This window comes from Advenella sp. (assembly GCF_052108595.1).
Taxonomy (GTDB): domain Bacteria; phylum Pseudomonadota; class Gammaproteobacteria; order Burkholderiales; family Burkholderiaceae_B; genus Advenella.
Genome location: NZ_JBQEAU010000002.1, coordinates 62425 through 82101, shown reverse-complemented (window position 1 = coordinate 82101; position 19677 = coordinate 62425). Strand labels below are relative to the sequence as shown.

The window sequence follows — 19677 nt, the reverse complement described above, 5'->3', positions numbered from 1 at the left end:
ATTGCCTTGGTAGCCTGTATTGCAAAGCTGCCAGAACGTATCCAACACAGCAACAGGCGACGGCAAGAACATGGGATCAACGATAGGGACCCATAATCCGGAGCCGGTCAAGGCTATCCAGATTGCGAGCATGCCTACAAAAGAGCACATACTCAATTTGAAATTGAAAAACCCCTCCTTGCTAACCGGCCTGCGAGTCCACAGACGCTTTACCGTTGCATTATTCATAGATTAATCTCCTGTCGCTGCGCCTCAATGGACTCTTGTCGCAAAAGCGCCACGATCTGACGCTTGGCATCCGCGAACTCAACCGTTGTGGTCAGCATCGGATCGGTATTTTTTGAGAAATCGGACTCGAAGGTTGCTTTGATACGGCCCGGCCTTGCGCTCATGACGACAATATGCGTCGCAAGAACCAAAGCCTCATCAATGCTATGGGTGATCCAAAGTACGGTACTCGCAGTACGTTTCCAAATACTGTGGATTTCTTCCTGTAAAAGCTCGCGAGTTTGGTAGTCGAGTGCGGCAAAAGGCTCGTCCATCAGCAAAATTTCCGGCTCATTGGCAAGCGCCCTGGCTATAGCGACACGCTGTTGCATACCGCCAGACAATTCATAAGGATAACGATGGGAAAATGAAGTGAGCCCCACCAACTCCAGATAGCGGGCTGCCACACTTAAAGATGCCTCTCGAGATTTCCCCATGGCCTGCGGTCCGAACGCGACATTATCTCTTACGGTCATCCAGTTAAACAACGCGCCTTGCTGAAACACTACCCCACGTTCTGCTCCTGGCGCAAGAATTTTCTTCCCATCCAAAATTGCACTTCCAGACGAAGGCGTTTCAAAGCCGGCAACAATACTTAAGAGCGTGCTTTTTCCGCAACCCGACGGCCCGACAATACAGACGAAATCACCGTTTTCAACAACGAGATCGACTGGTTCCAGGGCCTGGACTGCGTCAGCACCGTTTCCAAAACGCTTGGATACACCATTTAATATTAATTTTGCTCTGTCTGCGCGCGACTTCGAACTCATGCTTACCGGTTGAATAGACATAAGCGTTCCTGTTAAATCATCTGTGCTAAAAAGGACGAATCGACAAAAGGAGCAAAGCTGGCAGGCACAACCGGAAGCTGATCTGCTTCTTTGAGAAACTCTGCCTGCGCGCGCAATGTACGCAACACCCCTGTATCCTTGGCTCCCGGCATTCCCATCCACTTGTCGGTGGCCAATTCTTTAGCCGGTATTGAATGGAAAGTTTTCATATATTCAATTGTCGTTTCGGGCGGCAAACTCAAGTAGGGCGACAGTACGTCGACAACCTGCTTTGGATCATTCTCGTACATATCGCATAAGCGCGCATATTCCTTGAGATAAGCCAGTACCAACTCGGGGTGCTGCCGCTTGAATTCATCCCGTACTACAATGCCATCAAACACCAGCAAACCTGAATCAGCCAGATCGCCGGTGCGTAATAAAATAGTGCCGTTATCAGCAACAAGGTCATTCAAGACAGGCGCCCAAATATAAGCAGCATCAATACTTTTACGTTTCCACGCAGCTCGTATGGAGTCAGCTTTTATGTTCAAAAGCCTGACTTCATTCGCTGCAATGCCAGCCGACTTCAACGCGGCATTGAGCGCAAAATGTACCGAAGTATTAAACGGCAGTCCAATAGTCGTGCCTTTTAAGTCTTTTAATTCGGTGATCCCCGCCTCTTTACGTACGGCAAGGCATTCACTGTCGGTAATGTACTTTTGTACGTAAACCATCGACATTTTCACGCCTTGTCCAAAGCCCACGACCATGGGACTTGAGCCGACATTACATATATCCATACTGTTTCCTGCGATGGCAGCAAGCACTTGCGAGCCGGCCGACACAGTAACGAAATCAGTCTTGACTCCAGTACCAAAAGCGTTCTTATACGTCCCCATCGCTTTTCCAAGCACTTGCGGATTGGCTGATCCGAAATGGCCCAGTACAAACGCATTGCTGGGTTCTTGCGCCTGGACCTGGCGAGGGGAAATCAAGCCTGCGCTGCCGAAGGTCAGGACCCCCATGTTGAGCATCAAGCGTAATGCGTCGCGACGCGAGAACGATTCGAGAATAGTCATAGTCTCCTCCGAAATATGATTGAAACTGCAATTTATACACAAAACACTTGCTTATGAATTAATACTGCACCGCTGCTCGCAATCCACTTTGTCCCGCCGCCATCTGTTGACGCACGATCTCAGAGCAATCACGTAAATCTGACAAATACTGTTCGCGTACAGGTTCATGCAACAGCGACAGCATCATGTGCAACGCCTGTGGCTGCGTGGTCATGCCAGGCAGCCAGTCCCTTTCAAGCATCAAGGCGGCGACCCGTGACATATCCAGGCCGGGGTCCGCAAATGCCAGAATAGCCAGGTCGGGATCCACGACCATCCGATAGCCTGGAATTGCTATGATCCCCTTGATATAGCTATCGCGCATCGTCATTATTTTTTGTGCAATGCGCCGATAGCCATCTGCGCCTAAAAAATGCAGCGTCGCCCAGGCTCCGGCGACACCGCCAGCCGGACGCGTACCAATTAACGTGGGAGTTACAAACCGCCCGGAAGGCCAAACATCAATATCAAATCCAGCCATGGAGCACCGCTCATGATTTGAAAAGAAAACAGTAGAAGCTGGTTTAGGACAGAATCCATATTTGTGCAGATCGGCGGAAAGCGACGCTACTCCCGGTACGCTCAAGTCAAATTCTGGAAGGGGATAGCCAATATCCCGGACAAATGGCGCTAAGTATCCACCCACGCAAGCATCGGTATGCAGCCATATGTCATGGCGCAGCGCGATCTGGCCCAAACGGGCGATAGGATCTATTACTCCAAACGGAAAACAGGGTGCCGAGCCGACTAGCATCACGGTCTGCTCATCTATCGATGCCGCCATTTGATCGACATCGGCACGTCCATCGGGCATCACGGGGATGCGGCGCTCTTGCAGATCCATACTTTGCGCAGCTTTGGTAAAAGCCGGGTGTGCCGTTTCCGCAAGTACAATGTTGCCACAGCCTTTCGGTAACGCGCGCTTCAACCTTGCTTCTGCGCGTGCCGCACGCACCGCTAAAAATATACTCTCCGTTCCGCCGCAGGTGACAATCCCGGCCATATCGGCACTGCCATTTAATAATGACAGGCACTTCTGGATAATCTCTTCCTGCATGGTTTTGATGCTTGGGAATGCCCGGTTTGCGCCCAGCGCATTTTCTGAGAAATATTGAAAGAAAGCATCACGCCCTACTTCGTACGCATCCTGTTCGCCACGAAAAACGTAGAGCGGAATGCGCCCTCCTCGCCAGTTTTTATCACTTTCTGCGAACGCATCCAGTGCATATTTGATTGTTTCTTTGGACACACCATGTGAGGGAAATGGAGTCATTTTCTTTAGAAGGAGATTTAAGTTAGATATATGTTATATCAAAATATTGGATTAAACAAGAAAGTATTATCACCATATATAGCCCCCAACGAAGCCTTTAAGAAGCTACCCGAACAGCGCTAGGCCAATCGCACACGTGGAAGTTGCGCACAGTGCAGGAAAAAAGAAGGCGAAGCAGTCCGGGCACCCATCTGACTGACCCGCAAATCAGTCTCAAACAAATTGAACCCTAAGATCTCGCACATCAAAGATATAAGCATTTGATGTATGTTTAATCCCGTACGGGCACTGACGGGTTATCATAGAACGTAACAAGATTTAAGTTCGTTTCAAAAACGGACATAACACGGCCTTTAACAGACATATCGCTTTCACGCTGGCTGGTGTACACCATGCCTAAGATGAGACGCGTCGCCTGGCCAGCATCCTGACCATTTAATCTGCATGAGTTTGTCCATGAGTTCGCCTACTTTTAAGCCCGCAGTTGTGGCCGGCTGTATTTTTTCGCTGTTTGCCTGCGCGGCGGTTGCCCAGCCGGTGACTACAGCACAAGCAGCCATCACAGCCGGGCCTGAATCAGCCACGCCCGCTGCTGCCACACCAGAAGCTCCCATTACCCAACTGTCGCCCATTGTGGCCACCAGCACCCGTATGGATCGCCCGGCAAGCGAAATACCGGCATCGATCAGCATCATAGACGGTGCGCACATCCGCGCCAACCAGATGCAAGTCAATCTATCCGAAGGTTTGCGCGGCATCCCGGGGCTGACCGTGCGCAACCGGCAGAACTATGCTCAGGATCTGCAGGTGGGCATTCGCGGTTTCGGCGCCCGGTCGGCATTTGGCGTACGCGGCATCCGCCTGTATGTGGACGGCATTCCGGCGACCATGCCAGACGGACAGGGCCAGACGTCCAATATTGATCTGTCCTCCATTGAATCGGCAGAGGTCCTGCGCGGGCCGTTTTCCACGTTGCACGGCAACTCATCGGGCGGTGTGCTGCTGACCGAAACCGAAACCGGTGAGGGGCCGCTTACCCTTACCCCGTCTTTTGCAGCCGGCAGCTACGGGCAACAGCGTTACGGCATGAAAGCGTCAGGGTCCCGTGGGGAAGGCGCCGGCGCCATAGACTATCTATTGAGCACCAATCATTTCCGTACAGACGGCTACCGCGACCATAGCAGGGCGCAGAAAAACCAGGTCAATGCCAAGCTCGGGCTGCGCGTAGGCGATGCCGGCCATCTTAGCCTGCTGCTCAATCATGTCGATGTGTCGGCACAGGACCCACAAGGGCTGACGCGGGAAGCGTTCGAGAACGATCCACGAGCCTCGTCGCCCAATGCCCAAACCTACAATGTACGCAAAACGACCAAGCAGACCCAGGGTGGTCTGGTCTATGAACAGCCGCTGTCGGACCGGACCGATCTGCGCGTCATGGGCTACTATGGCCAGCGGGAAACCAGGCAGTTTCTGTCCATTCCAATTGGCCCCCAACGTGCACCCTCGCATTCGGGCGGCGTCATCTGGCTCAAAAGGCAATACGGGGGTGCAGACATCCGGCTCACCTCGCATGTCTCCCTGGCCGACAGGCCGCTCACTCTGGTGGCGGGCCTGGCCTGGGATACGATGCGCGAAGCGCGCAAGGGCTACGAAAACTTCATCGGCAACCAGCTTGGCGTGCAGGGCAACCTGCGGCGCAACGAAATCAACAACATCTGGAACCTTGATCCCTACGTACAGGCATCGTGGAACTTTGCCGAGCGCTGGACGCTGGATGCCGGCCTGCGCTACAGCAACGTCCATTTCAAGTCCTCAGACCGCTATATTACAAACGGCAACGCCGACGACAGCGGAACCGCCAACTACAGCAAGCTGCTGCCAGTCATTGCCCTGAACTACCAAGCCACACCAGACCTTTTACTATACGTCACGGCCGGCCGCGGCTTTGAAACCCCGACCTTCAACGAGTTGTCATATCGCGCCGACAACGAACCAGGCCTGAACTTTGGTCTGAAGCCATCGGTCAATACCACGCTGGAAGCCGGGCTCAAGGCCAATGTCGGCTACGGTCAACTGACCGCCGCCGTCTTTCGCACCTACACCAAGGACGAAATTGTAAGCGCCGGCGCCTCGGGCGGGCGCACCACCTATCAGAATGCGGGCCGTACCCTGCGCGATGGGGTCGAACTGGCCTGGGATGCACGACTTTACCGCAATCTGCGCGCCCAGCTTTCTTATACTTATCTGCACGCCCGCTACCGCGACAGCTTTTGTTCCGGACCCTGCTCCGGCAGCAACCCGCAAGTACCTGCCGGCAACATGATTCCCGGCATCGCCCGCAATACAGCAACGGCTTCGCTGGCATGGGAACCGGAGCAGGGCTGGAGCGGCGGTGTCGATGTCGACTACCTGGGTAAAGTGTACGTAAACAACCAAAACAGCGAGTCCGCTCCTTCGGCAGTGGTAACCGGCCTGCATACTGGCTACACCTGGAAACGCGACCATTGGACTGTCAATGCATTTGCGCGCGTAGACAACGTCTTTAATGCGCGATATGCGGGATCGGTCATCATAAACGATGCCAACAAACGTTATTATGAACCGGCGCCTGGTAGAAACTGGACGGCAGGCATGACGGCAAGTTACCGTTTTTAGCGTTAGAATGTCTCTATCCTTGCCGATCCGGCGCACATGACTGCGCTGCGCCGGCTGCGTAGATCACGCTGGCGACCATCATCGCCACCGGCTTGCGCGCCATAGCGCAAAGCGCTGCACCAGAGCCCGAAGAATCATCGTTGTAAAGTTGTCTGTTTCAAAAGGGAAATACAATGGACGAACGCAGACCCATATCCGGCATTGCTGCCGCTGGCCTGACACTGCTGGCAGCGCTCATTATTCTGATCGGCCTGTTCATGACCGGCGCAGGCGCGTGGCTCGCCGTCCTGGGCGGCAGTGTTTATTACGTATTGATGGGCCTGGCGCTGCTACTGTCTGGCTACCTGCTCTGGAAACGCAGCTTGCTGGGCGCCTGGCTTTATGGCCTGGCATTTATTGCCACTCTCATTTGGGCGGTATGGGAAGCCGGCTGGGAATTCTGGCCATTGGTCGCACGCGTCTTTGCATTTGCCGTTCTGGCTTTTCTGGTCACCCTGGCCGCGCCGGCACTGCGTCGTGCCCAGGGCAAAGCGCCCTGCCGCGTAACGCGCTGGGCTTCGGTCGTGCTGGCCATCGGCATTGTGGTCACATTCACCCTTTTCTTTTTCCCCAAATCGGTCCTCGAGGCTGAGCATATTGCCGCCGTCACAAAAGTCGACCCCAACGACCCGCCAACAAACTGGGAGCATTGGGGTAACACCCCAAGCGGAACGCGCTTTGTGGCCATAGACCAGATCAACAAGAACAATATCGGCAAGCTGCAAGTAGCCTGGACGGCTCACACCGGCGATATTCCCGAGAGTACCGGATCGGGCGCCGAAGACCAGAACACACCACTGCAAATCGGCGATACGCTGTACGTGTGCACGCCCTACAGCAAGGTGCTGGCCCTGGATGTAGATACCGGCAAGGAAAAATGGCGCTACGACTCCAAAGCAACCGCGCCTAACTGGCAACGCTGCCGCGGTCTGGGGTATTTCGATGCAACCGCCAGCGCCAATACTGTAGCCCAAACCAGCGCCGAAGGCGCTGCGCTCGCTGGTGACCAGAATACGTCACCAGCCGAAGGCACCACACCTGCGGGCACGATGCCGACCAGCCAGCCGGCCAACGCGGTAACCTGCGCGCGGCGCCTGTTTTTACCCACCACCGATGCCCGCCTGATTGCAATCAATGCCGACAACGGCCAGCCCTGCTCCGAGTTTGGCAATATGGGCACGGTCGACCTGAAAGTGGGCATGGGCGAAGTCAAGGACGGCTACTATCAACAAACGTCCACTCCACTGGTTGCGGGCAATCTGGTCATTGTAGGCGGACGCGTAGCTGACAACTTTGCCGTAGACGAACCGCCAGGCGTGGTTCGTGCCTTCAATGTCATTTCCGGCAACCTGGAATGGGCGTGGGATCCGGGCAATCCGGAAATAACCGGCGCTCCGCCCGAAGGCCAGACCTACACCCGGGGCACACCGAACGTGTGGTCTGCCATGTCCTACGATGCCAAGCTCGGTCTCGTCTATTTGCCCACCGGCAATGCCACACCGGATTTTTACGCCGCCCAGCGCAGCGAACTGGATGACAAATACAGTTCATCCATCGTCGCACTCGATGTAAAAACCGGCAAGGTACGCTGGCATTTCCAGACAACCCACCATGATCTGTGGGACTTTGATCTGCCTGCGCAACCGTTGCTTTATGACATTCCCGATGGCAAAGGTGGCACCCATTTCGCGCTGGTACAAGTAACCAAGCAGGGCGAAATTTTCATGCTCGACCGCGTGACCGGCCAACCGCTGGCGCAGGTTCAGGAAAAGCAGGTACCGCAAGGCAATGTCAAGGGTGAACGCTACGCCGCCACCCAGCCGTTTTCAGTAGGCATGCCCTCTATTGGCAACCAGACGCTAAAAGAAGCCGATATGTGGGGTGCGACTGCATTCGACCAACTGCTGTGCCGGATTCAGTTCAAGGGCATGCGTCACGATGGCGTCTACACACCGCCCGGCGAAGACCGTGCCCTGCAGTTTCCCGGCTCGCTGGGTGGCATGAACTGGGGTGGTGTCTCGGTTGATCCGACCACCAACTATATGTTTGTCAACGACATGCGGCTGGGCCTGGCCAATTACATGATCCCTCGCGACAAAGTGGGCGCCGGCGCCAGCGGCATCGAAATGGGTGTGGTTCCCCAGGACGGAACGCCCTATGGCGCCATGCGCGAGCGTTTCCTGTCGCAATTGGGTATCCCTTGCCAGAAACCGCCATTTGGTACGATGACTGCCATTGACCTGAAAACCCGCAAGATCGTCTGGCAGGTTCCGGTCGGCACCGTCCAGGATACGGGACCGCTGGGCATTCGCATGGGTATGCCCATTCCTGTTGGTATGCCCACCTTGGGCCCATCGCTGGCAACCCAGGCCGGGCTGTTGTTCTTTGCGGGCACGCAAGACTTCTACCTGCGCGCCTATGATTCGGCCACCGGCAAGGAAATCTGGAAGTCTCGCCTGCCGGTAGGCAGCCAGGCCGGCCCCATGTCGTACATTTCTCCCAAAACCGGCAAGCAGTACATTGTGATCAATGCCGGCGGAGCCAGGCAGTCTCCTGATCGCGGCGACTACATCATTGCCTATGCGCTGCCAGATGATGCACGCAAGGAACAATAGCGTATGAAAAAGCGTGGCTGATGGGCTGTGTGGCATCAGCCCATCGCCCAAAAAAGCCCGAAATACAGCCCCAATAGCAACTGACATTTACGACGCTATTGGGGCTGTTTTGTTTTGCTCGATATTGGGATGAGTGGCAAGCGTCAGCGGTTGCGCACCCCGCGCTTGACGTGACTGCCTGCAACAGCGGGCCTGGACTGACGGAACATGTTCAGGTACGCAGCACATTCTCACGGTTAGTGACCGGTACCCTGCGCCTATTTCGCATGAGCAAGCAGGTAGTCCCGCAATACATTTGCGTTATTGTGCTGCTCGTCTTTTGCCGAATACAGCAGAGTCACGCGCTGCTGCCGCGCCCTATCTAACAGCTGCTTCACCGCTTCTGGCGCTTCATCCAGTTCGGCGCAATAGCGTTTCGTAAATTCGGCCCATTGGTCCTTGTTCTCATGAAACCATTTGCGCAATGGGCTGCTGGGGGTTACCTCCTTGAGCCAAAGATCATGCCTCAGATCTACTTTTCTTATCCCTCGCGGCCATAATCGATCGACCAGCACCCGATAACCGTCGTTATCGTCCGGCTCATCGTATACACGCTTAGTCTGGATCTGATCTTTTTTCATTATCAATCTCCTGTCGCACCATGCTTGCCGGCCGCTATCAGATAGATGATGCCCGCAATGCCTGCTCCAATACCTCTTGTCTATGGTACTGCGAATACGGTACGCAGGTGGTCTTGGCACCAGGATATGGGCGCGAGCAGATGCGGTGCATTGTCGCTGGTCTGTTCATTATTATTACCACAACCTGCATAAAGTCGCTCTGGATGGCAGTTCGCCCTAACCCCCGCTCGTCAGCTGTTTCTGCGCAGCCTCATGAATCCGGGCGTACAGGTTGTTACCATGTGCGTCGATTCCCACCGTCACCGGCCCCAGTCCCTTCACACGCAGGCGCACCACGCGATAGTGAGTCAACATATCGGTCCACCCCACTTCCAGCACCTCTTCAATGGCCTGACTCAATAGCGTGCAGCCGCCTCCCAGAAAAGACAGATAGACACAGCCGGCCACTTGCATGGCTTGGGCGCTGGCCTGGTCCAGCCCCCCTTTGCCGCCAGTTGCATGCAGTTGCAGTTCGCGGATCAGGCGGGGCATATGCGGGTTGAAGCGGGTGCTTGTAGTTGGATTGATGTACAGAATGTCAAACTGCCCGGCGGTTTCCCGGCTATAGCTGCCCAGATGAAACAGCGAGGCGCCTTGCAGGTCCATGGGAAATGGTTCCTTGCCATCCAGGCAATCCAGAAATCGGGCGTGGGTCGGCAGCCCGGCGGTAATGATAATTTCACCGTCAATAATGACCTGGTCGCCGGCCCGCAGCGTGCGTGCATCACTGGCAGACAGCGGAAAAGTCATGCGGTGGGTGGTAATGGACATGCCCGTTTACTCCAGCATTTGAATGCGACCGTCGTTATAACAGCGCGCCCGCGTACGCCGGTTGATCCAGCAGTTGAAACAAACCGCGACCGGTGTAAAGCCATGACCTGCGCAGTAATTGATATGAACCGCCATGGAAGTGCTGTCGCCCCCTGTGCCCATGGGGCCAAAGCCTGTTTTATTGATTCGCTCCAGCAACCGGGCTTCCATATCCACCAGGATGGGTTCGGGATTGACCGTGCCGATTTGCCGCAGCGTCGCCTCCTTGGCCATTTTTGCCGCGTAATCAAACGAGCCTCCAATGCCCACGCCAATTACCACTGGCGGACAGGGTTGGGATCCTGCCTTGACGACAGTCTCCATCACAAAATTCTCTATTGTCGGCAAATCGGGGAAACTGAATATTTCCAGCGCAGCCCAGCGTCCTGAACCCAGCGCCTTGGGCGAACAGGTAATGTCGATATAATCTGCGCCATCCACCAGATCAAACGTGGTAATCGGCATGCCCTTGCCCTGGTAACCACGCTCAAGCGTGAGCGGATTGGTTACATGCGGCAACAGCGGCGGGTTGACCGTGGCAACCAGTTCTGCGAACCCTTCTTCAATGGCCTGTTTCACATTGCCATCGAACCGCGCCTGCGTACCAATCTGCATGAAATAAACCGGCACACCGGAGTCGGAACAGACCAGCGACTGCTGGCTGCGCGCTGCATCAGCGCTTTCGATCATGATTTGCAAGGTACGTCGACCGGTCTCATTGGTCTCGCGAAAACTCGCCTGCACCAGGGCCTGGCGAGTATCGTCCGGGATCTGCTTGAGTGACCGCTCGTAAAGTTGCGCTGTCACCTGTTTGATCATTTCAAATGTAATGGCCATTGTTTCTCTTAGTGTTTAAGCAGTCCGAAGGTCCGGGCTCGCATGCGGGCCAGCGCATAGATGGTTGCTGCAATCGGCGTGGCCATTTGCAGGCTTGCTGCCAGCTCTACAAATGCGCCAAGAATGGCCTCAATCTCGACCGGGCGTCCTGCTTCGGTATCCTGCAGCATCGAGGTCTTGACCGCACCAAGCTTGCGCGTAACAGCAAGACGTTGCTGTGGTGTTACGCTCACTGCAATGCCCAGCGCCGCGCCTACCGCGACGACTTCCTCCATAAGCGCGACAAACAAACGGTAAATTGCAGGGTCGTCAATCATCAGGTCGGTCTGTGATCCGGTGAGCATGCTGACTGGATTGAAGCAGGCATTGCCCAATAGCTTTTCCCAGACGGCAGAACGGATGGCAGATGTTTTTTCTGCAGCCAGGCCGGCCGCATTGAACAGCGCGACCAAACGATCGAGCCGGTCCTGGTTTGATTGATCCGCATGGCGGCTTATTTCGCCAAGCACCAGCCGGTTGCCCGAGCTGTGATGAGACACGCCCGGTTCCGGGCTATAGCACGATGGATAGACAACGCAACCGACTATGCGACTGGCGTCAATGGCGCCTGCAATAATGCCCCTGGGATCCAGGGCCTTAAGTTGAGTGGGCAGTTGGCCAGTGGGCGATTCGCTGTTATCCAGCCCTTGCGTAAACCACCAGGGAATACCGTTGATCGCCGGGATGATCATCGTGTCCGCGTGGCACAGTGCGGGCACCATGTTTGCAATGTCCTGCAGCGCATGGGTCTTGACGGTCAGAATGATGATATCTTGCGGGCCGAGCGCTGCGGCATCGGCCGACGCGTGCACTTGCGCGACTAGCCGCTCGGGCCCATCTTCCAGTACCCAGCCACGCGCCTGTATGGCTTGCAGGGTCTGGCCGCGAGCCAGCACGCTTACTTGAGCGCCGCCATGGGCCAGGCGCACGCCCAGATAGCCGCCGATCGCGCCCGCGCCAATGATGCAGACCTTGGTTTTATCCTGTGTACTCATATTCCTTCCACATGCAGGTTGGATGTAGCCATCGCCATGGCGAACCTGTATACACCCCTGTCTTCAGAAAATTTATACTAGAATATGCTCGTTTAAATGTCAATAGATTATATTATTGACCTATATGTAAAACCAAGCGCCGTATATTGAGCGGATGGCATACACCTTACCCGGCGTATGCTATTTCGTTTATGGTGTGCGTATCCGGCCTGTAAGGTCTCGGTATCTAGCCCAGACCTTAGCCAGGTTTACTCAATCGTGTTTATTCAGAAACTGCTTTACCGCGTCCGCAAACGCCTCGGGCTGTTCAACAACGGCAATGTGCGATGCGTCCTCCAGCACCACCAATTGCGCGCCCGCAATCTGGCTGCTCATGATTTCCGACATTTGCAGCGGCGCGCCCTGGTCCAGGCGTCCGGCGATGACCAGCACCGGCAACGACAAGTCCTTGAGCCTGTCCGTGGTATCGACCGTGCCAACTGCGTTGCAGCACCCAATATATCCTTCGGTGTCGGTAGTCAGCAGGCGACGACGGTAAGCCGCCACGTCACCGGCGTGCTCGCGCCGGAATGTATCGTGAAAATAGCGCTGCATCACGGCATCGGCAATGGCTTCAATACCCTGATCCTGCACAGTTGCAATACGCTGACGCCAGTTGTCCCGCGCCTCTTGCGGATACCCCGAAGTGGAATTGGCGATCACAAGTGATATTAACTGCTCGGGATGACGCAAGGCCAGTTCCTGCCCGACCATTGCTCCCATCGACAAGCCGATCCACACAACAGGGCCGCTGTCCAGTTCACGCAGCAGTCGCGCGGCGTCATCCGCCAGCTCAGCCATGCTGTACAGCCCGGCAGGCGCATCGGAACTGCCATGGCCGCGATGATCATAGGCAATCACATCATGATCGGCCGCCAGCTCGCTGGCCAGGCGGTCCCACATGGCCAGATCGCAACCCAGCGCATGACTTAACACAACCGTATTTTTTGCCTTGCCATTACGGGCACGGCGTATCGTGTAGTGCAGCGCCGGCTTACTGACCGTACGATCTTCCTGCCCGGTTCCTGAATGAAAGACGTCCAAAGGAGAATAGGCTTGCGGCTCGTAACCGATTTGCGGTCCAACTTCCCTCAAGATAGCCATGGCATGACTGAAAGCCGTATTGGCGGCAGGAACACCGGCATAAATTGCTGCCTGCATCAGTACTTCCTTGATTTCATCCGGGGTCAGGCGCGACGACGTTTCACCCGTGAGCGCCGCACGCACATGCAGGTCAAACTCTTCCCAGCGTCCCATTGCAATCGTAATAGACAGAACAATGATACGGCGCGTTTTGTGATCCAGACCGGGTCGGCTCCAGATTTCGTGCCAGGCAAACCGCGAGATCAGCTGTTGAAACTCGGCATTGAAATCGTTGGCGCCGGTCAGCGAGCGCTCTACCCAGGCATCGCCCAGAACGCGACGGCGGTTATCGAGGCCTCGTTCAAGATCGTGGTCAACTGGATCAAAACTCATGGTGTGTAATTCCGAAGAAAATAGACAATGGGAAAGTGGACAATAAAAAAGGCAGTCGTGCCGGCGTCATCCTGGGTGCCTGGCGCGCCAGGATGACCACAGATCAGAGTGCTTGCGCTCTTGCGGCGCCGACGGTAATCGTACCGCAGAATCGGCCTCTACCTGATTTGTCGGGCACGAACGCGGGCAATCGCCTGCGCCTTGCCCGGTTCACCACCCTTGCGATGCTCAGCCAATGGGTTCGTAGCCGTCCTGATCTTCCGGCCAGGGGGTAAGTACTTCAAACCCGTCGGCGGTGACCACGACCATATGCTCCCACTGAGCCGACAGTGAGTGGTCCTTGGTAACCACCGTCCAGCCATCGGCCAGTTGCCGCGAATGGCGTTTGCCGGCATTGACCATGGGTTCAATGGTAAACATCATGCCTTCCTGCAACCTGAGCCCCTCGCCCGGCCGCCCGTAGTGCAACACTTGCGGATCATCATGGTAGATCTGTCCGATACCGTGACCACAATATTCGCGTACGATACTGAACCCTTCGCGGTGGGCTACGCTTTGTATGGCGTAGCCGACATCACCCAATGTAGCGCCAGGACGCACCTGACGGATGCCGGCCACCATGGCTTCATAGGTCGTATGTACCAGGCGCCTGGCCAGCGGCCCCGGCTCTCCCACAAAATACATGCGACTGGTGTCTCCGTACCAGCCATCCTTGATGATAGCCACGTCGATATTGATGATATCGCCGTTGCGCAGCACCTTATCGGAAGGAATGCCATGACAAATGACATGGTTGACCGACGTACACAGGGTTTTGGGAAACCCGTGATATCCGATATTGGCAGGGATGGTGTTCTGGACATTCACGATATAGTCGTTGCACAAACGCTCCAGCTCATCGGTTGTTACACCGGCTTTCACATGCGGCGCAATCATATGCAGAACATCGGCCGCAAGTCGGCCGGCGATCCGCGCCTTGGCTATGTCCTGGGCACTTTTGATGGAAACGCGCTGACTCATTGACGCGCCCCCGCAGGCACACCTGCACGGATCGCCGCTGTACCCATGGTCGAGATCGAGTTCAGATCCAGCGAGCCACTCTGCCCGGCCTGCACCAGCAGACGGCACAGGTCGCTATGATCAAGATCGGGATACATTTCAGCCAGCATGCCAATGCGCATCCAGTGCTCGGCCTGAGCGTTGATGGAACGACTAAGCGCCGTACTGGCCAGACGCAGGTTTTCATGCATCTGATCGGAAATTTTTACAATACCCATAATTTGTCCGGAGTCGGTAATAAAAAATGGCGCGACCGCAAGGCCACGCCAACATATAACGTCATTCAGCTGAATGATGTTATATGAAACGCATATGTTTAGTATATCACGATACGCAGATGGGTGACCGGACTTATGAATCCAGACGGGAGGCAATCCGCTCATTCACATAGGTCGTCAGCTCACCCGGGGCAGTATATTCCAGATGCAGTATCAAGCCGATAATCCTCTCGGCCTCGCCATTGCTGATGACTGATGCAACCTGCTTCCGGAAACCCCGTATGGCCTCGATCCCGGTGCATGGCCGGTTGCGTTGGACAGCGACCCAGGCGTCAGACAAGGCGCGATTCAGGTTCACGGTGCCCATACGCAGCTGTAGTTGCTCAATCAATGCAGGCGGACAGTGACCGCCCAATGTCGCCATATGGGCCGATAGCACTCCATCCATCGCGGACCGGCCGGGGCCGGGAAGATCGGGCGGGTCCTGGGAAACGCCACCGATAGCATCGTGTATCCTGGCCTGAGCCGCTGTTGCCGCATTTTCCGCCAATTGCGCCGCCTGCGCAGCAGCAAATCCCATTGCATCCAGCGTCGCGGTTGCGGGTAACTGGCTTGCTCTGGCTGCCGCCACCGCGGCTCCGACCGTTCCATTAACAGCGCCGCCCCGCCAGGCAGGGCTGTGATCGATATCAGGCAGATCGGCCAATACCCTTGTTGCAAGGTAACCGGCGGCCAGCGCGCTCATGAACACGTGCCCGCTGCCCTGACAGGCCTGGACGAGCGCCCAAGCAGCAGGAATGACGGCGGCGTCCACTGTCATGAACCCGGAATGCGCATCTGCACCAGGCTGTGGGATTTCAAGCATCACGCCAGTTGACAAGGCTGATAACACCGGTTGGTTCTGAATATATCCTGTTGTGTCCATAGCGGCCTGCGAGCCGCTGCTGGCGCTGGTGCCGATAGTGGTGGTGGTACGCGGCACGGTTACCTGCCGGTTTATGTCTGCGCTCAGTATCGCTGCAAGTGCCTTGAGCACACGCCAGCGAATCTGTTCTGTAGCCGCAACCGGCATATTTTCAACTGCCATATTACTGATACGTTGCGCAAATTGCGCCGTCACCGGATCGGTCATATCTTTCTAATCTCTTCTGTTAAATGCCACTGCTATTGTGCAGCACCATGCGCATCGCCGCCAGTTGCACTCAGGAGGTTTCTTGACGTGGATCATATTTTTTAAATTTATAGACCACAACAACCACAGGGATATTTCACATGCAATCGATTGCCCGCAATACGGCCATGGATATTGCTATGCGCTCGCAGCTTGCGCTACCTGTTCACGCACCGCCGCCCCTGGCACACCGGCAGCGGGCCGATCACAGATATAATCACTGAACCATAGTTGAGGTGCGGGAGCGCCCATGCCAGAGATAAAACCTGAAGAACACGGAAAACTACTGTCGGTGGGCGACGTAGCCCGACGCAGCGGCGTGGCGGTATCTGCGCTGCACTTTTATGAACGCAAGGGATTAATTGCCAGCGTACGAAACAGCGGCAACCAGCGCCGCTACAAACGCGAAGTCCTGCGCAGAGTGGCCATTATCAAGGTTGCACAGCGGGTGGGCATTCCATTGACGGAAATTGCCGAAGCGTTTGCCACCCTGCCCAGCGGCCGGACCCCGAGCGCAGCAGACTGGGAACGCATGTCCCAGGTCTGGCATGATGATCTGAGCGACCGCATCCGGACGCTGACCAGCCTGCGCGATCAGCTTACCGAATGCATAGGGTGTGGTTGCCTGTCGATTGCGTCATGCCCCTTGCGCAACTACCTGGACAGGCTCTCGGACGAGGGACCGGGCGCCCATTTCCCATCCCTGGGCTAACAGCTGCCATTTCTTTGCAAACGCCGTCATATCCGGCACGCAAATCCCAAAAACGTCATGCAACGCGGCTTGCGCCGCTTGCGCGCTTTCCAGCATGGTCTGTTCAGTCTGTCCATCCTCATAACGCGTGGTTAGCAGATTGTTGCGCAAGGTATAGCGCCCATTCTGGAAAATCCTGGCTGCCACAACGGAATGACGGAAATGGGAATCGTCGTGCGTGGATGTGTAATAGTTGGGCGCAATGTAGTCCACCGGATGCTGCCGGGTCAAATCGAACCGGTACATATTGCGCCAGCCTGTGTTGGTATGAACCTGTAGCCAGTAATCGCCATCAATCAGCAGACAGCGATAAGTGCCGTGGCTGGTTTGCTGCAGATTTTCCCGGTTCATCACCATGGGCGCGGGAATGGAGTTGCCGCCAAAGCCCACGTCGACAATGTAAGGGCGATGATCCAGCCTGACATGCAGCAGCATATGGGAGCGAGGGGTAATGGCATTATCGTCGGCACCCCACAGCACACGCGCCAGCAGATTGGACACAGTAAAGCCCAGACGGCGCAACACATGGGCGAACAGCAAATTCTGTTCATAGCAGTACCCGCCGCGCTCACTGAATACCAGTTTGTGCTCAAGGCTGGGCAAATCGATCGGAACCGACCGGTTCAGAAACGGGTCCAGATTTTCAAATGAAATAGTCTTCTGGTGCAACAACTGCAGCGCTGCCAGCGTCTCCAGCGTGGGGTCCTGGGATCCTGTATAACCGAGTTTGGCAAAATACGCATTCAGATCGATTTTGTAATCTGTGAGCGGGGTCTTCATCAAAACACTCCGGGTAAAAGAATAAATGACGATCGCAGTGTAAAACCTCAACCTACATTAAGGACAAGCCATCTGCTCCACAGGCATGTCCAGATTCCGCAGGATCGCTGCAGAACCGGCATTGGCCGGCAAAAATATTTCCAGCACCAACTCCGAAAGCGCAACCTCCAAAGGGGTCCCAAAGGTCATGGTCGCGCTCAGTAAAGACAACACACCCTCGTTCGTGTCCAGCTGCAATGGCACGGCAATGGTATGGTTGACACGCGGCAGATGCGGGATGCCATCCGGGGTGGGATAGGCAACCAGCTCATCATACAGCGCCAGCAGCCACGGGTCGGCCGTCTGCTCGTACTGGCGCTGCAACCGTTGCAGCAAATGCGCACGCCATTCAGAAAAATTGAGAATGCGCGCTGCCAGCCCTTGCGGATGCAGGCCCAGCCGCAGTACGTTAACCGGCGCCTCCAACAGCTCAGGCGCCACATCGGCAAGCAACAACGACAGGCTGCGGTTGGCATGCACCAAATTCCAGTGGCCATCCACCGCCATGGCAGGAAAAGGTTCATGCGCCGTCAGCAAGGCAGTGATCGCGCTATGCGCTTCATGCAGCGGCGCATCGTTCAGCGCATGTTCGGCATAGTGAGGGGCATAGCCGGCGCACAGCAGCATTTCATTGCGCTGCCGCAGGGGAATATCCAGATGTTCAGCCAGTAAAAGCAACATCTGGCGGCTGGGCTGCGCCCTGCCGGTCTCCATGAAACTCAAATGCCGGGCGGAAATATTTGCCAGGCAGGCCAGGTCCAGCTGACTGTAGCGCCGTCGTTGTCGCCAGTCGCGTATGAGACCTCCAACAGTGGTTTGTGTCATGATTTTCGCAGGTTTGAATGGTCGGCGCAGGCATGCGGACGCACACACGGGCGGTCTGGCGTGTCACCACAAATACAAAAGCAAAAGCAGCTTGTTGGCTCAATCATAATCGGGTCCTGAACAATAAACCATTACCTGGCTGGTAATGGACATGCGCCGCGTTTTACATCACAGTAGATGCAACCGAACTCATCACACCACACCTGCGGCCCGATGACAATTGCCATCGATTCGTAAAATAAAAGGAATATCGCATGATCGAGCTGTCCACATCAAGTCCTGACTTACACAAAAATACAAATCACCGTACGCTTGTATCGTCTGTGAGTCAGCCTACAGAAGAGACCTACGTCATTATCTTTCATCTGAAAGCGGGCACGCAAGCACAGTTTCTCGCGCTACTGGAACCCGTGCTGGACGCCATGCGCGACGAAACCACATTCGTCAATGCAGCGCTGCACCGCGACCCGGTATCGGACACCGTCTATATGCTCTCTGAAACCTGGCTGGATCGTGAAGATGTGCTGAATGTCCAGATGCACAGGCCTTATCGCCAGGCTTTCTGGGATATCCTGCCGGAACTGCTGGAGCAACCCAGACAGATACAGGTATGGAAACCGATCAGGACCGATCTGACCGTCTGAAGTTACAATGTGCGGGCAACGATCATGGCGGGTCCTTCGCCCAGCCCGATGTTTTTATCATTCCTGCACCAGGAGCAGACCATGGCAGTCACTCACAACTATGACGTTATCATCGAATGGACCGGCAATCGCGGTGTTGGGACGCGCGACTATAAAAGTTATGATCGCGACCACGTCATCCGTGCCAATGGCAAACCCGATATCGCAGGCTCTTCGGATGCGGCATTTGCCGGCGATGCGCAGCGCTGGAATCCTGAAGACCTTCTTGTGGCCTCCGTGTCTGCCTGTCATAAATTGTGGTACCTGCATCTGTGTTCAGACGCCCGCATACAGGTCATGAGCTATATCGATCAGGCCCATGGCGTTATGGTGACCCACGCCAATGGTGGTGCCTTCAGCAAGATTGTGCTTCGGCCAGTCATCACCATTAGCCGAGAGCAGGATATCGACAAGGCTCGCCAATTGCATCACGACGCCCACGCAAAATGCTTTATTGCCAGTTCGGTGAATTTTCCGATAGAAGTCGAACCGGAAATTCGGGTCGCCGCAGCGCAATAACGCAGGTGTGCGCGAGCAGCCGGCAAATGCCTCAGCG

At 55.6% G+C, this 19677-nt stretch carries 18 protein-coding genes and 1 pseudogene; 5 read left to right on the top strand and 14 right to left on the bottom strand.

Features of this window, described 5'->3' with window-relative positions; translation table 11 throughout:
* From ACTIKR_RS00820 to ACTIKR_RS00805, 4 genes and pseudogenes are all read right to left on the bottom strand, one after another.
* A pseudogene (locus ACTIKR_RS00820) lies at positions 1-228 on the bottom strand (hypothetical protein); the annotation flags it as partial.
* Entirely contained in the window at positions 225-1058 is an 834-nt protein-coding gene (locus ACTIKR_RS00815; RefSeq protein ID WP_226816713.1) for an ABC transporter ATP-binding protein, read from the bottom strand. The pseudogene ACTIKR_RS00820 and the gene ACTIKR_RS00815, both read right to left, overlap by 4 nt.
* A gap of 11 nt (positions 1059-1069) precedes the next feature.
* On the bottom strand, positions 1070-2119 hold the full coding sequence (locus ACTIKR_RS00810; protein ID WP_193088144.1) for a taurine ABC transporter substrate-binding protein: 1050 nt from the start codon (positions 2117-2119) through the stop codon (positions 1070-1072).
* A 58-nt stretch (positions 2120-2177) separates the two neighbouring features.
* Entirely contained in the window at positions 2178-3431 is a 1254-nt protein-coding gene (locus ACTIKR_RS00805) for an aminotransferase class V-fold PLP-dependent enzyme (protein WP_193088143.1), read from the bottom strand.
* A gap of 456 nt (positions 3432-3887) precedes the next feature.
* Here ACTIKR_RS00805 and ACTIKR_RS00800 point away from each other — a divergent pair, with 456 nt between their 5' ends.
* Both ACTIKR_RS00800 and ACTIKR_RS00795 read left to right on the top strand, forming a co-directional pair.
* A complete protein-coding gene (locus tag ACTIKR_RS00800; RefSeq protein WP_226816708.1) occupies positions 3888-6086 on the top strand; it encodes a TonB-dependent receptor in 2199 nt (732 codons plus the stop codon).
* Positions 6087-6259: 173 nt separating this feature from the next.
* Entirely contained in the window at positions 6260-8740 is a 2481-nt protein-coding gene (locus ACTIKR_RS00795; RefSeq protein ID WP_193088142.1) for a glucose/quinate/shikimate family membrane-bound PQQ-dependent dehydrogenase, read from the top strand.
* Positions 8741-8997: 257 nt separating this feature from the next.
* Here the strand turns inward: ACTIKR_RS00795 and ACTIKR_RS00790 are convergent, their stop codons facing one another.
* The 8 genes from ACTIKR_RS00790 to ACTIKR_RS00755 form a co-directional block, all read right to left on the bottom strand.
* On the bottom strand, positions 8998-9360 hold the full coding sequence (locus ACTIKR_RS00790; RefSeq protein WP_193088141.1) for a DUF488 domain-containing protein: 363 nt from the start codon (positions 9358-9360) through the stop codon (positions 8998-9000).
* A gap of 216 nt (positions 9361-9576) precedes the next feature.
* Positions 9577-10170, bottom strand: a complete 594-nt coding sequence (locus ACTIKR_RS00785; protein ID WP_193088140.1) for a fumarate hydratase C-terminal domain-containing protein — start codon at positions 10168-10170, stop codon at positions 9577-9579.
* Positions 10171-10176: 6 nt separating this feature from the next.
* Positions 10177-11046: a fumarate hydratase gene (locus ACTIKR_RS00780; protein ID WP_193088139.1), complete on the bottom strand. Its 870-nt coding sequence runs from the start codon at positions 11044-11046 to the stop codon at positions 10177-10179.
* Between the two features lie 8 nt (positions 11047-11054).
* Positions 11055-12080, bottom strand: coding sequence for a ketopantoate reductase family protein (locus ACTIKR_RS00775; protein ID WP_193088138.1), 1026 nt, complete (start codon positions 12078-12080; stop codon positions 11055-11057).
* A 252-nt stretch (positions 12081-12332) separates the two neighbouring features.
* Positions 12333-13595: a bifunctional 4-carboxymuconolactone decarboxylase/3-oxoadipate enol-lactonase PcaCD gene (gene pcaCD, locus ACTIKR_RS00770; RefSeq protein ID WP_442326952.1), complete on the bottom strand. Its 1263-nt coding sequence runs from the start codon at positions 13593-13595 to the stop codon at positions 12333-12335.
* A 228-nt stretch (positions 13596-13823) separates the two neighbouring features.
* Positions 13824-14615 carry a type I methionyl aminopeptidase gene (map, locus tag ACTIKR_RS00765; RefSeq protein ID WP_442326951.1) on the bottom strand — a complete coding sequence of 264 codons (792 nt, stop codon included), beginning with the start codon at positions 14613-14615 and terminating at the stop codon, positions 13824-13826.
* Positions 14612-14872, bottom strand: a complete 261-nt coding sequence (locus tag ACTIKR_RS00760; RefSeq protein WP_193088135.1) for a ParD-like family protein — start codon at positions 14870-14872, stop codon at positions 14612-14614. The genes map and ACTIKR_RS00760 overlap by 4 nt, the downstream gene beginning before the upstream one ends.
* 133 nt (positions 14873-15005) lie before the next feature.
* Positions 15006-16004, bottom strand: coding sequence for an MmgE/PrpD family protein (locus tag ACTIKR_RS00755; RefSeq protein WP_193088134.1), 999 nt, complete (start codon positions 16002-16004; stop codon positions 15006-15008).
* Between the two features lie 289 nt (positions 16005-16293).
* On the opposite strand from ACTIKR_RS00755, the gene soxR reads away from it, so the two are divergent.
* A complete protein-coding gene (gene soxR / locus ACTIKR_RS00750; protein WP_193088133.1) occupies positions 16294-16755 on the top strand; it encodes a redox-sensitive transcriptional activator SoxR in 462 nt (153 codons plus the stop codon).
* Here soxR and ACTIKR_RS00745 read toward each other — a convergent pair.
* Together ACTIKR_RS00745 and ACTIKR_RS00740 are read right to left on the bottom strand one after the other, a co-directional pair.
* Complete coding sequence (locus tag ACTIKR_RS00745) at positions 16681-17574, bottom strand: arylamine N-acetyltransferase family protein (RefSeq protein ID WP_193088132.1); 894 nt, start codon at positions 17572-17574, stop codon at positions 16681-16683. The two genes, soxR and ACTIKR_RS00745, sit on opposite strands and share 75 nt — an antisense overlap.
* 57 nt (positions 17575-17631) lie before the next feature.
* Positions 17632-18438, bottom strand: coding sequence for a helix-turn-helix domain-containing protein (locus tag ACTIKR_RS00740; RefSeq protein ID WP_442326950.1), 807 nt, complete (start codon positions 18436-18438; stop codon positions 17632-17634).
* Positions 18439-18761: 323 nt separating this feature from the next.
* Between ACTIKR_RS00740 and ACTIKR_RS00735 the strand changes: the two genes are divergently transcribed.
* Positions 18762-19082 carry a putative quinol monooxygenase gene (locus tag ACTIKR_RS00735; protein WP_193088130.1) on the top strand — a complete coding sequence of 107 codons (321 nt, stop codon included), beginning with the start codon at positions 18762-18764 and terminating at the stop codon, positions 19080-19082.
* An 81-nt stretch (positions 19083-19163) separates the two neighbouring features.
* Positions 19164-19640: an OsmC family protein gene (locus tag ACTIKR_RS00730; protein ID WP_193088129.1), complete on the top strand. Its 477-nt coding sequence runs from the start codon at positions 19164-19166 to the stop codon at positions 19638-19640.
* The last annotated feature ends 37 nt before the right edge of the window (positions 19641-19677 follow it).